The organism is Microbacterium saccharophilum (genome assembly GCF_007992455.1).
GTDB lineage: Bacteria > Actinomycetota > Actinomycetes > Actinomycetales > Microbacteriaceae > Microbacterium > Microbacterium saccharophilum.
In genome coordinates this window covers 148,211-159,704 of record NZ_BKAH01000001.1, presented here as the reverse complement: position 1 = coordinate 159,704, position 11,494 = coordinate 148,211, and the positions used below count along the sequence as shown (strand labels likewise).

General features: G+C 71.4%; 14 protein-coding genes, 1 tRNA gene and 1 other RNA gene. 7 read left to right on the top strand and 9 right to left on the bottom strand.

Going from position 1 to position 11,494, the window contains the following annotated elements; translation table 11 throughout:
* Positions 1-29: 29 nt before the first annotated feature.
* Positions 30-506 (top strand): SsrA-binding protein SmpB, encoded by a 477-nt coding sequence (gene smpB, locus MSA03_RS00845; protein WP_028495331.1) that lies wholly within the window; start codon positions 30-32, stop codon positions 504-506.
* A gap of 28 nt (positions 507-534) precedes the next feature.
* Here the strand turns inward: smpB and MSA03_RS00840 are convergent, their stop codons facing one another.
* The gene (locus tag MSA03_RS00840; RefSeq protein ID WP_147049301.1) at positions 535-1,200 is read right to left on the bottom strand and encodes an SIMPL domain-containing protein; all 666 of its coding nucleotides are present in this window, start codon (positions 1,198-1,200) and stop codon (positions 535-537) included.
* A gap of 136 nt (positions 1,201-1,336) precedes the next feature.
* Here MSA03_RS00840 and ssrA point away from each other — a divergent pair.
* Both ssrA and MSA03_RS00830 read left to right on the top strand, forming a co-directional pair.
* Positions 1,337-1,705, top strand: a transfer-messenger RNA (tmRNA) gene (gene ssrA / locus MSA03_RS00835).
* Between the two features lie 225 nt (positions 1,706-1,930).
* Positions 1,931-3,055: a ScyD/ScyE family protein gene (locus tag MSA03_RS00830; RefSeq protein ID WP_147049300.1), complete on the top strand. Its 1,125-nt coding sequence runs from the start codon at positions 1,931-1,933 to the stop codon at positions 3,053-3,055.
* 51 nt (positions 3,056-3,106) lie between these two features.
* Here MSA03_RS00830 and MSA03_RS00825 read toward each other — a convergent pair whose 3' ends face one another.
* Both MSA03_RS00825 and MSA03_RS00820 read right to left on the bottom strand, forming a co-directional pair.
* Positions 3,107-3,727, bottom strand: a complete 621-nt coding sequence (locus tag MSA03_RS00825; protein WP_147049299.1) for a hypothetical protein — start codon at positions 3,725-3,727, stop codon at positions 3,107-3,109.
* Between the two features lie 10 nt (positions 3,728-3,737).
* On the bottom strand, positions 3,738-4,400 hold the full coding sequence (locus tag MSA03_RS00820; protein WP_028495334.1) for a VOC family protein: 663 nt from the start codon (positions 4,398-4,400) through the stop codon (positions 3,738-3,740).
* Between the two features lie 65 nt (positions 4,401-4,465).
* Between MSA03_RS00820 and MSA03_RS00815 the strand changes: the two genes are divergently transcribed.
* Positions 4,466-5,518 carry a bleomycin resistance protein gene (locus MSA03_RS00815; protein WP_147049298.1) on the top strand — a complete coding sequence of 351 codons (1,053 nt, stop codon included), beginning with the start codon at positions 4,466-4,468 and terminating at the stop codon, positions 5,516-5,518.
* Between the two features lie 15 nt (positions 5,519-5,533).
* Here MSA03_RS00815 and MSA03_RS00810 read toward each other — a convergent pair whose 3' ends face one another.
* Entirely contained in the window at positions 5,534-6,145 is a 612-nt protein-coding gene (locus tag MSA03_RS00810; RefSeq protein ID WP_028495335.1) for a TetR/AcrR family transcriptional regulator, read from the bottom strand.
* Positions 6,146-6,223: 78 nt separating this feature from the next.
* Between MSA03_RS00810 and MSA03_RS00805 the strand changes: the two genes are divergently transcribed.
* Positions 6,224-6,646: an ester cyclase gene (locus tag MSA03_RS00805; RefSeq protein WP_147049297.1), complete on the top strand. Its 423-nt coding sequence runs from the start codon at positions 6,224-6,226 to the stop codon at positions 6,644-6,646.
* A gap of 5 nt (positions 6,647-6,651) precedes the next feature.
* Here MSA03_RS00805 and MSA03_RS00800 read toward each other — a convergent pair whose 3' ends face one another.
* The 3 genes from MSA03_RS00800 to MSA03_RS00790 are packed head-to-tail and all read right to left on the bottom strand — an operon-like array spanning position 6,652 to position 8,320.
* Positions 6,652-7,665 (bottom strand): NAD(P)-dependent alcohol dehydrogenase, encoded by a 1,014-nt coding sequence (locus tag MSA03_RS00800; protein WP_147049296.1) that lies wholly within the window; start codon positions 7,663-7,665, stop codon positions 6,652-6,654.
* On the bottom strand, positions 7,662-7,886 hold the full coding sequence (locus MSA03_RS00795) for a helix-turn-helix transcriptional regulator (RefSeq protein ID WP_028495338.1): 225 nt from the start codon (positions 7,884-7,886) through the stop codon (positions 7,662-7,664). Before MSA03_RS00795 ends, MSA03_RS00800 begins: the two co-directional genes overlap by 4 nt.
* Positions 7,886-8,320 carry a hypothetical protein gene (locus MSA03_RS00790; protein ID WP_028495339.1) on the bottom strand — a complete coding sequence of 145 codons (435 nt, stop codon included), beginning with the start codon at positions 8,318-8,320 and terminating at the stop codon, positions 7,886-7,888. The genes MSA03_RS00795 and MSA03_RS00790 overlap by 1 nt, the downstream gene beginning before the upstream one ends.
* Before the next feature lie 145 nt (positions 8,321-8,465).
* Here MSA03_RS00790 and MSA03_RS00785 point away from each other — a divergent pair, with 145 nt between their 5' ends.
* Positions 8,466-9,863 (top strand): hypothetical protein, encoded by a 1,398-nt coding sequence (locus MSA03_RS00785; RefSeq protein ID WP_147049295.1) that lies wholly within the window; start codon positions 8,466-8,468, stop codon positions 9,861-9,863.
* A 30-nt stretch (positions 9,864-9,893) separates the two neighbouring features.
* On the opposite strand, the gene MSA03_RS00780 is transcribed toward MSA03_RS00785, so the two are convergent.
* Together MSA03_RS00780 and MSA03_RS00775 are read right to left on the bottom strand one after the other, a co-directional pair.
* Positions 9,894-10,451, bottom strand: a complete 558-nt coding sequence (locus tag MSA03_RS00780) for a hypothetical protein (protein WP_028495341.1) — start codon at positions 10,449-10,451, stop codon at positions 9,894-9,896.
* Positions 10,452-10,468: 17 nt separating this feature from the next.
* Complete coding sequence (locus tag MSA03_RS00775; RefSeq protein WP_170245434.1) at positions 10,469-11,296, bottom strand: inositol monophosphatase family protein; 828 nt, start codon at positions 11,294-11,296, stop codon at positions 10,469-10,471.
* 94 nt (positions 11,297-11,390) lie between these two features.
* Here MSA03_RS00775 and MSA03_RS00770 point away from each other — a divergent pair.
* Positions 11,391-11,463 (top strand) — tRNA-Lys (locus MSA03_RS00770).
* The last annotated feature ends 31 nt before the right edge of the window (positions 11,464-11,494 follow it).

Genomic DNA, 11,494 nt, shown 5'->3' with positions numbered 1-11,494 from the left:
GGCGCAGTGCGGCTATCCGAGGAGAAGAAATGGTCAAGGAGCGCGGCGAGAAGGTCGTTGCGACCAATCGTCGCGCGCGCCACGAGTACGCCATCGAGAAGACGTACGAGGCGGGCCTCGTGCTCACCGGAACCGAGGTGAAGTCGCTGCGCCAGGGCCGTGCGAACCTCAGCGACGGGTACGCGTACATCGACGGCGGCGAGGCGTACCTCGACGCCGTGCACATTCCGGAGTACTCGCAGGGGCACTGGACCAACCACGCCACGAAGCGCACCCGCAAGCTCCTCCTCCACAAGGACGAGATCGTGAAGATCTCGCACGCCGTCAGCGCCGGCGGCTACACGATCATCCCGCTGAAGCTCTACTTCTCCGACGGCCGGGCCAAGGTCGAGATCGCCATCGCGAAGGGCAAGCGCGAGTTCGAGAAGCGACAGACGATTCGCGAACGCGAGGACAAGCGTGAAGCAGAGCGCGCCATGCGCTCCAAGAACCGCCTCGGCGACTGAGTCCGGCGACTGAGTCCGGCGGGCCTGGTCAGCTCGCGCGGAACCGCGCTTCCACGCCGGCGGAGATCACGATGTCCTCCGGATGGAACTCCGCCATCGCGGAGCCGACGGCATCCCGCCCCATCGACGCCTTCATCATCTGCATCGCCCCGCCCGCGGGGGCGACGCCGTCGGTGAGGAGGCCCAGATCGGCGATCTCGACGGGGGTGAGGGTCGCGCGTCCGATCGCCTCGGCATACGCCGTGGCCCGCTCGACGGCGACCGACACGGCCTGCGTCGCGACCTCGCGCTCGACGCGCGCACGGGTCTCGGGCGCGAGTTCCCACGACACCGACCCCACCTGCATCCCCTCCCGTGAGGCGATGTCGCTCAGCCAATCGGAGAGGAGCATGAAATCGGTGAACGTCGCCCGGAGCTCGACCGATGCGTGGTGCACGAGATCGAGTTGACGACCCTCGCTGTTCCACGGGCGGTCCGCCCACACCGAGACACGCTGGCTCGTCCAGTCCGCGATCCCACCGGACGCCTTCCGGGCCGTCAGGTCGTCGCGGACGGGGGCGACGAGCGCCGCGATCCTCTCCACGACGGCCCCGCGCTCGGCTCCGTCGACGGACGCCGAGACATGGGCGATGGCGTGCTCGGGCGCGATGCGCGCTTCGTGTTCGCCGCGGACCGTGATCGTGACCTCGCTCATGCCGTGAGTGTATCCGGGCGGTGCGGGGGTGGCCCGAGCGAGCGTCGATCGTGGTAAGCTGTAATGTTCGGGCGCCTCGGCTCCCGGCAGCACAACTCCACAGCGTGACAACGGCCGCCTTCACACGAAGGTCCACGGGGATGATCGGTTTCGACATCGCCTGTGAATCTGCGGGAAGCGGGCCGAGGATGCAGGGTTATCTCGTAAACGATCTCTGCAAAACTATAAGTGCCGAATCCAAGCGCACTGAGTTCGCCCTCGCTGCCTAAGCGAGCCTGAACTCCGTCAGACCGTAGGCGATCCCGCTACGGACCCTGGCGTCATCTAGGGATCTTGCTGCGTGACGGCGTCTGGACGTCACGCGGGACTCTTCCCAGGCTGGGCTCGTCGACTTAGGTGTCTGTGACAAAGGTCGGAGCCGAGCAGAACGTCTGCACAGACTGCGCCCGGAGAAGACGCAGTATCTCAGCGATGGACGGGGGTTCGATTCCCCCCATCTCCACGAAGCCGTTGTCACAGAGGAGGCCCGGCCCTCGCGCCATGTGCGCGGGGTCCGGGCCTTTTTCGTTGCCGGCTCGCGCCATTGACGATGCGGCGCGACAGGGCCAGAATGAGCGCCGGGTCGTCATCGGCGACGATCTTCATCACCGGACGGCGGTACGGGGGGCAACCGGCTTCCGCCCGGATTCCCGCTGCTCGGCCGCACCGCCGGGCCGGATTCGGAGGTGTCATGAAGCAGTTCCGCGCGCTCGGGGCCGGTATCGCCGCTCTCGCGCTCATCCTCGCCACGCCGACCATGGCGTCGGCCGGTCAGAAGCCGAAGCCGGCGCCCGGCCCGGTCGTGAAGTCCTCGCAGGTCGTCGCGCCGTTCAACCTCGACATCGACGGGAGGGACGTCCACGTCGCGGACGGGTTCGCGGGCATCGTCGGCACCCTCGCCGCGGACGGCTCGATCACGCCGACCGTGAACCCGGCTCCGGGCGCATCGGGCGTGGAGGTGTCTCAGAACGGCAGGACCCTCGCGTTCACGACGACCGAGGGTGAGATGGAGATCACCGCCAGCGGCTTGAACCTGTGGGGCCCGCGCGGTTCGAAGGTCTACGCCGACACGCTCGCGTACGAGCAGGCGAACAACCCCGACCAGGACGTCGCCTACGGCGTCGAGAACCCGAGTCAGTGCGTCAGCGACGCGCTCACGGCCGCCGGTTTCCCGGTGAGCTATACCGGGCTCGTCGACTCGCACGCGTACTCGGTGACGCAGTGGGGCAGGCAGTGGGTGATCGCGGATGCCGGAGCCAACGCGCTGCTCGCGGCGGACAGCGCCGGCCGGGTGAGCACGCTGGCGGTGTTCCCCGCGCAGCCGACGACCATCACGTCCGAGATGGCCGCGGCGCTCAGCCTCCCGGACTGCGTCGTGGGCATCCCGTACCGGTTCGAGGCGGTCCCGACCGACGTCGAGGTCGGGCGTGACGGGATGCTGTACGTCACGACGCTGCCGGGCGGTCCGGAGTCGCCCGTGCTGGGAGCGCGCGGGGCGCTCTGGCGGGTCAATCCGTGGAACGGCAGCGCCACGCAGATCGCGACCGGCTTCCTCGGTGCGACCAACCTCGCGATCGGTCAGCGCGGCGAGATCTATGTCGCGGAGTACTTCGCGAGCGCCATCTCCGTCGTCCGGAACGGCACGAAGTCGCACTTCCTCGACCTGACCAACGTCGTCGCGATCGAAGCGGGCCGCGGCGGATCGCTCTGGGCGGGGACGACGATCTCGCTCGACCCGGCTGGGCCCCAGGTGCCCGGCACGATCGTGGAGATCGTGAACGGGAAGTGGCACAAGAAGGCCTCGTTCCGGCACTGACGAATCACCTGCGCGGCCTCTTCCCGGGCGAACGGATCGTGTTCCGGCCGGTCAGGGGCGATGCCGTGCGACGGCAGGCGCGCCGAAGAGCGACCATGCGGTGGTCGCCGTCAGGCTCGCGACCGTCACGGCCATGAGCATCCCCGCGATGACGTACAGGGTGGCGATGAGCCAGACCGGGCTGGCCTCGTCGACGAGCGGTGAGGGCGCGGCGGTCCACAGGACGGCGACCGACCAGGCACCCATCGTGACCGGGACCCATCGCCGCGCGCCCTCCCGGCGGAGCGCCAGCCACTGCGCGACCGGGATCGTGGCCAGGAGGACGAGCCCGCCGACGACGAGCAGGGGGATCGCCGCGGCGGGGTCGAGGTCCAGTCCGAGCGTGCTCGGCAGCATCCCGATGAGCCACGCGAGGGCTGCCGCGCCGGCCGTGGCGCCGATCCACAGCGCCCGCCGCGGGCGGCGGGCGGCCATCGCGGCGTACTGGCCGGTCGCGAGGGCCGCTCCCTCCACGGCGCCGGCGACGACGATCAGGAGGAGCCGCCACGGTTCCGGCGTGCCCCAGACGATCGTGAGGACGGCGACGGCCGCCGCGACGGCGAACCCCGTCGCCTCGCCGATCGACACGAGGAGGATCCAGCGGCCGAGGAAGCGCGCGCGCATGCTGGTCACCACGCCGACGTCAGGCCTCCAGGTCGGCCCAGCCGGCGATGTCGACCTTGTGGTTCTCCGGGGATGCGATCGTCCAGGAGTTCATCGACACGTTGTCGTCGACGATGCGGCCTCCGGCGCGCACGGCGGCGCGCACTCGCTTCTCGGCCTGATCGGCCGGCACCGAGACGTCGATGTGGGTGCGTCCTCGGCCCGGGCGGGGTGGCGTGAGCTCGTGGAACCACAGGTGCGGGCCGCGGCGCACCGGGTCCACGAGATCCTCGTCGCCGACGCGCGTATACCCGAACGCCGCCTCCCAGAAGGGGCGTGTGTCGGTGCCGGCATCCTGCGCGACCGCGATCCCGACGACCTGCAGCATCGAGGGATCGGGCTCGAGTCCGAGCCGGTGCGCCGCGGCGCTGACCGCCGCGGCGAGTTCGGCGTCCTTCCGGCTCAGCGCACCATCCTCGTGCGTGAAGGTGCGGACGGTCACGCCCTGCGGGCGGACATCGACGTCCGGCTCGTGGCCCACCGCAGCGGATGCGGCGGCGATCGCGGCGACGAATTCCGCTGCGTGCGCGAACGAGTCCGTGCGGTAAAACGCATGAGCACCCCAGAACAGGACGCGCCAGTCGCCCACGCCGGGGGTCGCGTGGAAATCCCGGGGGTGCAGCCGGCCCTCTTCGTCGTCCATGCCGGCGACCCTAGCGGCCACGTCCGACGGTGTGAAGGCAGGACGAGGTTGCGTAGCCTGCACTCATGAACCGCGCCGTGCCGATCCTCCTCAGCCGCGATCTCCCCGAGACCCTCGGGTTCTATACCGCGCTCGGCTTCGAGAACCGCGGTGCACCGCTGCCGAGCTGGGAGTACCTCATCCTGGGCCGTGGTGACATCGAGCTGCACTTCTCCGGCGATCCCACGGTCGACCCGCTCCGCTCGGCCTCGATGTGCTATCTCTACGTCGACGACGCGCGGGCGCTGCACGACGAATGGGCGCGCATCGTCGTGCCCGACCCGACCACGGGAAGCCGGATCACACCCCCCGTCGACACGGACTTCGGATTGCGGGAGTTCGCGGTCGTCGATCGCAGCGGGAACCTGCTGCGCGTGGGCTCCTTCCTCAGCGAGGCGGTGCCGCCGATCCCGGAGTCCGACGCCGCCCTGGCGCGGCGCGCGCAGATCCTCGCCACCGAGCACTGGGGTCTCCTCGCGGCCCGTGGCACGGCGCAGAGTGAGGTACTCACGCGCATCACGATCTTCCTGACGCTCGTCTCCGCGGGTCTCGTCACGATCGGGCTCCTGGGCCAGGCGACCGCATTCGAGGGCTGGTTCGGCGGCGCCGCCATCGCGATCCTCGCGTTCCTCGCGCTCGTGGGCCTCATGACGCAGACGCGGGTGATGAACGTGTCGGAGGAGGACATGATGTATGTCGTCGCGATGAACCGGCTGCGCAGCGCCTACGTCGACCTCGACCCGACCGTCGCGGACATCTTCCTCGCCGCCGTCGCCGATGACCGGCCGGGGATGGAGCGGACCTATTCGTTCCTCCGCCGGCGCAGCGCCAGCGTGCTGCTCGGCAGTTCCATGATGCTCATCATCGTCGTGAACGCCTGCGTCCTCGGTCTCGTCGCGGGGGCGGTCATCGGCACGGCCGGCGGCTCGTGGGGGTGGGCCGTCGGGGTCGGCACGGCGATCGGCCTGCTCGCCGCGATCGCGTTCTTCGCCTACGGCGGATGGACCTTCCGGCACACCTGGCAGCGGTACGTCCCCCGGCGGAGGACCGCCGACCAGCCGCCATGGCTGCGGGACTGAGCCGGCGGCGCGCGGTCAGCCTCCGAGCAGCTGCGCCTCCAGAGTGGCGGCGAGCCAGCTCTCGAACCGCTCGGGAGACCAGCCCGACGCGGTGACGAGCTCGCCGTACACCCCGGCGGCCGCATACGCGCGGAAGACCGCCTGCGCATCGGCCCGGGGGATCGCCAGGTCGTCGCCGAGCGAGGCGATGAGGGCGTCCATGACGCGGTTCCGGCCGCGGAGCTTGCCGCGCAGGAGGGTCTGGGTCTCGGCGTCCTCGTCGATCGCCGCGTCGAGGATGCGCACGACGTCGAAATCGGTCGAGTACAGCGTCGTCAGCCAGTGCGCGGCGCCCCGGAGCCGCGCACGCGCGTCCGGCTCGGCGAGGATCGTCTCGGCGAGCTCGCGCGCCCCCGCCCGTGCGAGCCAGAGCTCGCAGATCAGGTTGAGGATCTCCCGCTTCGCGCCGAACGCCGTGTACACCGTGCGGTCCGCGACGCCCGCCGCCTTCGCGATGGCATCCATGCTCGTCGAGCCGTAGCCGTCCCGCGCGAACAGGCGCCGCGCCGCCTCGGCGATGCGGACACGCGTCGCCTCCGCCTGTTCGCGGCGGTACGCAGAAGCCGGGGGCTTGACGTCGGAGGTCACGAGGTCCACAGTAGCTATCGCACTCGATGCAGTGCCACTGCAGTCACTGCGGGGATGGTGCACGACAAGGGGGACGACATGAATGAGCGGACGAACGTGCTGGAGCGGATGCTGCAGGAGGGGTTCGCCACAGGGAACACCGACATCGTCGACGAGCTCTGCGATCCCGGCATCGTCGAGCACCAGTTCGGGCTCGCCGGTGTCGGAGCCGAGGCGATCGGCAAGATCAAGCGCGCCATCGCCGAGGTGCACCGCGGCATGCCCGATCTGAGGTTCACGATCGAGGATGCCGTGGAGAGCGGCGACACCGCGTGGGTCCGCGCGGAGGGCATGGCGACCAACACCGGCCCGTTCCTCGGGCCGCCGACGGGCAGGCCGGTGCGCTTCACGGTCATCGACATCGCACGGATCCACGACGGGCGCATCGTCGAGCACTGGGGCGTGCCCGATCGCTTCGCGATCCTCATGCGGCTCGGCCGCATCCCGGTGCCCGTGTGGTGAGGCCGCTAGGCGATCACGACGACCTTGCCGACGGTGTGCCCGGCGTCGACGTGCGCGAGGGCCGCTCCGGCGTCATCGAGGGGCCACGTGCGCTCGATGTGAGGTGCCAGGTCTCCCGCGGCGGCGAGCCGGGCGAGGTCCGCCGTGATCTCCGGGTGGGCGGTGGCGGCGAGCGGGCGGATGCGGGCTGCCGGGCGGGAGAGGAGCATCCCGCGGACGATCGTCCCGATCGGCCCCCACACCCGATGCGCGCCGCCGCTGACGAGCACGAGGATCCCGCCCGGCGCGAGGAGGCGCCGCAGCGGTCGCAGGCGGTCCTCGCCGGCGATGAGCACGACGACGTCGAAGGATGCCGCGGGCAGTGCCCCGATGTCGGCGGCGCGGTGCCGGAGCACCGTGCCGGCACCGAGGTTCGCGACGACGTCGGCGGATCGGTCCCCGGCGACGGCAGTGACCGTGGCCCCGCGGAGCGCCGCGAGCCGGACGGCGAACGTGCCCACGCCGCCGCCGGCGCCGAGGATGAGGATCCGCTTCCCCGCCGCGTCGTCGTCGGCGCCGACTCCGGCGAGCGCGAGCGCCTGCCACGCCGTGCCGCCGGCCATCGGCAGGGCCGCCGCCGTCACGGCATCCACGCCCGCCGGACGACGGACGAGCCGGTCCGCGCGCGCCGCGGCGTAGGGCGCCAGTCCGCCGCCGGTGATCTCGCCGACGACGTCATCGCCGATGCGGAGGCCGGCGGGATCGGCGGCGACGTCGGCGCCGACCGCGACGACGGTGCCGGCGACGTCGCGTCCCTGCACCGCGGTGCGGGGTCGGCGGAGCCCGAAGGCGAGGCGCAGCAGCAGGGGGTCACCGCGCATGACGCGCACGTCCGCGGAGTTGAGGCCCGTCGCCTGAACCCGGAGGAGGACCTCGGCGGGTGCGGGGACCGGCACGGGCGCGGTCTCGGGGCGCACGGCATCGGGTCCGCCGTAGCGGTGCTGGGTCCAGGCGGTCATGGTGGCGGTCGGCGGGGTCATGAGGAGCTCTCCTGCGGGTAGTGGAAGACGTCGTCGAGTCCGCGCGCGAACTCGCGCGCGATCTGGAATGCCAGCTCGAGGCTGGGGGAGTACCTGCCCTGCTCGATGGCGATGAGGGTCTGCCGGGTGACGCCGAGTCGCCGCGCGAGCTCGGCCTGCGTCATCCCGGCGGCCTCGCGGTGCGCACGGATGTCGTTCGTCACCCGGGTCGGCTTGACCATCAGACGAGTCCCCGGCGATAGGCGACGACCTGTGCGACCCCGCCGACGAGGGCGGAGACCGCGAACCCGAAGAACATCGTGTGCGCGACCCAGAACGGCTCCGCCCGCACGGCGCAGAGCACGATGACGCCGAGCCCCGCGATCACGAGGAACGCCTGCCCGACGCGGTCGCCCATGCGCGCGATGTCGCGATCGCGGTCGTCGGAGCGTCCGGCGCCGTCGGGGTCGCGCATCCCGGCGAGGATTCCCCAGACGATGCTCACTGCGATGGCGGCGACGATGCTGATGCCGATCGTCCACGCCATCATCGGCCACCACTCGATCTCGGATGCCGGCTGCTCGCCCAGTGCGCGCAGGAGCGCGATGACATACGCCGTCATGGCGATCAGCGTCACGATGAGCCCCGCCCACGTGTTGCGCTCCTGGTAGACCATGTCACCCTCCGATGTCGCATCCTGTGTAAAGAAAACTTGACATTCGAAGTGTGCGGCAGTCCCGGGTGGATGTCAAGGATTCTTTACATGGGTTGCCGATGTCGGCGCAGCACGGGACGCTGTCGGGACGTGACGAGGAGGCGGCATGACGCAGCACGACATGTTCGCGGAGCGTCACATCCTGCATTCTCGGGACGGCAGGCTGGCCGAGTCCGGCCCGCCCACGACGCGCGCGCAGGTGCGTGAGATGGTCCGCCGTGCCGGGGACTCGCCGCGCGGGCTCGTTCTCTACATCCACGGCGGGCTCGTCACCACCTCGGCCGCTCTCACGACCGCGGAGTGCCTGGCCCCGGAGATCGCGGGCTCCGGCGGCTACCCGGTCTTCCTCGTCTGGGAGACGGGACTGCTCGACAGCCTGCTCGATGCGTTCGCGGGTCCCGCGCGGGTGATCTTCGGCGCTCTCGCGGACGCCGTGGCCGAGATGCCCGAGGAGGGCGAGCCGCGGCCGGTGCTGGAGCGCCGGCTGCGGAGCGATCCGCTGCTCGTGGCCGAGGTCGAACGCGCCGCGCGCACGCCCCCGCGGCGCCGGGCGGGCGGAGTGGACGCACTGAACGGGGACCTGCTCCGCGCCGCGCTCACGCCGGAGACCTACCGGGCCGTCTTCGGGATCGCAGGCGATCGTCGCGGCGCGCTGCCGCTCGAGCCCTTCGACAGCTTCCTGGCCTTCGCGTTCGGTGTCCTCGACGAGCTCCCGGCGCGCGAGCCGTACGGCTGGCTCCACGGGCCACGGCAGAGCGTACTCGAGGAGTGCGTGCGCGCCGTCGGCGTGGGTGCCGCGGCGTGGGACGAGATGACGGCGGACGCCGGCCGCAATCTCGGGCCGACGGGCGCGGTGACGGTGCTGCTCGAGGCGATCCGGGACCGCGAGGCGGCCGGCGCGCCGCCCCTCCCGGTCACAGTGATCGCCCACAGCGCCGGGAGCATGATCGCCTGCGACCTCATCGACCGGTGGCGGGCGGTGCCCGGCGCCGGCCGGCTCGACGTCGTGCTCCTCGCCCCCTCCGCGAGCGCGGAGCGGTTCGCGCTGACCCTGCGAGCGGATGCCGTGGCGCCGGTGCTCGCCGGGCTGCGCATCTTCACGATGACCGATGCCGCCGAGCGGGCCGACGCGCTGCCGCGGATGACGCAGCGGGTCTACGAGCACAGCCTCCTCTACTTCGTCAGCGGCGCCTGCGAGTCCCGGGCCGACCGCCCGCTCTCCGGTATGCGGCGGTTCGCCGATGCGGAAAAGCTGACACCGTCCTCCCGGCGCCGGTCGGGATGGGCGGACCAGACCCCGCTCGTGACGGCCGCCGAGCACGCCGCCATCCGCACGATCGAGCGGTACCTCGCGGCGGACCCGGATCGCCTCGTCCTCACCCCGACGCCGGCGGACGCGCCCGCCGGGCGGGCCAGTTCGGCGCGGTCGCACGAGGGATTCGTCTGGGCGACGCGGGAGAGCATCCGTCACATCGTCGCGCACGGACTCGCGGACGGCCGCTAGCGCCGCCGCGGCGCCGTCGGCGCCGGGCGGCTACCGGGCGGGCTGCTCGATCAGCAGCAGGCCCTGCTGCGTGTCGGACATCGTCACCCAGCCGTCCCCGAAGAGGTAGGTCGTCCCGACGGCATCCGGATTCTGCGCGTCCGCCTCGCTGAGGTAGAGCCCCTCGGCGCTCTCCTGCGCGGTCCACCCCACCGATTCGAGCTGCTCCTGCGCCTCCTGGGCCTCGTCGGCGGTGATCGGCGCCCAGCCGAAGACGACGAGATCGTCGAACGTGTCGCCGGGCCGGGCCCATGTGCAGGAGATGCCGTCGAGCACGAGGTCGTTGATGGCGAACTCGCCCTCCTCCGAGGTCCAGCCCTCCGCCTCCAGTCCGGCCACGGCGTCCGGGGCGATGAGGTTCTCGCAGGTCAGGTCGGCCGGGTCCACGGGCGCTGTCGTCGGCACCGCCGAAGGGCTGGGATCGGCCCCCGGCGCCGGTGCGGTGGGGACCTCGGTCGGCTGCGCGCCCGGCGTCCCCGTGCACGCGGTGAACAGGAGCGCGCCGAGGGCGAGCGGGAGCGCGGCGCGGGAGAGGCGGGGGAGAGGCATGCGTGCGGGCTCTCGATTCACGGGGTGCGGATGAGGGAGAGGAACGCGTCGTGCAGGATGCCGTTGGTCGCGAGGGACGAGCGGGACGCGAGGGAATCCCGCCCGTCGATGTCGGTGAACCGTCCGCCGGCCTCGGTCACGATGGGCACGAGGGCGGCGATGTCGTACTCCTGCACGCCGAACTCCGCGACGAACTCGAGCCGGCCTTCGGCGAGCAGCATGTACGGCCACGTGTCGCCGTAGCCGCGGTCGCGCCAGACGGCCCGGCTGAGGCGGAGGAGGTCGTCGCTGCGTCCGACCTCGTCCCACTGCGCGATGCTCTGGAAGCTGACGCTCGCGTCGGCGACGTCCGACACGGTCGAGACGCCGAGCCGGCGCGGGGTCCCCTCCGGCGTGTTCGTCCAGGCGCCGAGGCCGGTGGCCGCCCACCAGCGTCGCCCGAGCGCCGGCTGACTGGCGACGCCGACGCGGGGCACGCCGTCGATCGCGAGCGCGATGAGGGTCGTCCACATCGGGATGCCCTTGAGGTAGTTCGCGGTGCCGTCGATCGGGTCGATGATCCACTGGCGGGCGGTGTCGCCCGTGACGCCGTACTCCTCGCCGAAGACGCCGTCGCCGGGCCGCTCCTCCGCGAGGACCTCGCGGATCGCGCGCTCGGCGGCGAGGTCGGCTTCCGTGACGTGGGTCGCGTCCGCCTTCGTGCGGATGTCGAGGTCCGCGGCGTCGAAGCGGCTCATCGTGACGGCGTCGGCGGCATCCGCGATCCGCAGTGCCAGGGCCAGATCCTCCGCCAGGTCACCGTCTATGGGCGCGCTCCAGGACGGCGAGGGGGAGGGGGAGGTCACGTCTCCCAGGATAGACGGCCGGGGTGGCCTCGATTGGCGATCGACCGCATCGGGATGATAACGTTGATCCTCGTTCGCCTCGTGTGAACGGCACGCACCTCTAGCTCAATCGGCAGAGCAACTGACTCTTAATCAGTGGGTTCAGGGTTCAAGTCCCTGGGGGTGCACGGAACAGCCCCGGAGACTCTCGCCAGTCAC

Coding starts and splice junctions, on each gene's coding strand:
- smpB (WP_028495331.1), top strand. CDS start 30: ATGGTCAAGGAGCGCGGCGAGAAGGTCGTTGCGACCAATCGTCGCGCG.
- MSA03_RS00840 (WP_147049301.1), bottom strand. CDS start 1,200: ATGAGCGAGGTCACGATCACGGTCCGCGGCGAACACGAAGCGCGCATC.
- MSA03_RS00830 (WP_147049300.1), top strand. CDS start 1,931: ATGAAGCAGTTCCGCGCGCTCGGGGCCGGTATCGCCGCTCTCGCGCTC.
- MSA03_RS00820 (WP_028495334.1), bottom strand. CDS start 4,400: ATGGACGACGAAGAGGGCCGGCTGCACCCCCGGGATTTCCACGCGACC.
- MSA03_RS00815 (WP_147049298.1), top strand. CDS start 4,466: ATGAACCGCGCCGTGCCGATCCTCCTCAGCCGCGATCTCCCCGAGACC.
- MSA03_RS00805 (WP_147049297.1), top strand. CDS start 6,224: ATGAATGAGCGGACGAACGTGCTGGAGCGGATGCTGCAGGAGGGGTTC.
- MSA03_RS00800 (WP_147049296.1), bottom strand. CDS start 7,665: ATGACCCCGCCGACCGCCACCATGACCGCCTGGACCCAGCACCGCTAC.
- MSA03_RS00795 (WP_028495338.1), bottom strand. CDS start 7,886: ATGGTCAAGCCGACCCGGGTGACGAACGACATCCGTGCGCACCGCGAG.
- MSA03_RS00790 (WP_028495339.1), bottom strand. CDS start 8,320: ATGGTCTACCAGGAGCGCAACACGTGGGCGGGGCTCATCGTGACGCTG.
- MSA03_RS00785 (WP_147049295.1), top strand. CDS start 8,466: ATGACGCAGCACGACATGTTCGCGGAGCGTCACATCCTGCATTCTCGG.
- MSA03_RS00780 (WP_028495341.1), bottom strand. CDS start 10,451: ATGCCTCTCCCCCGCCTCTCCCGCGCCGCGCTCCCGCTCGCCCTCGGC.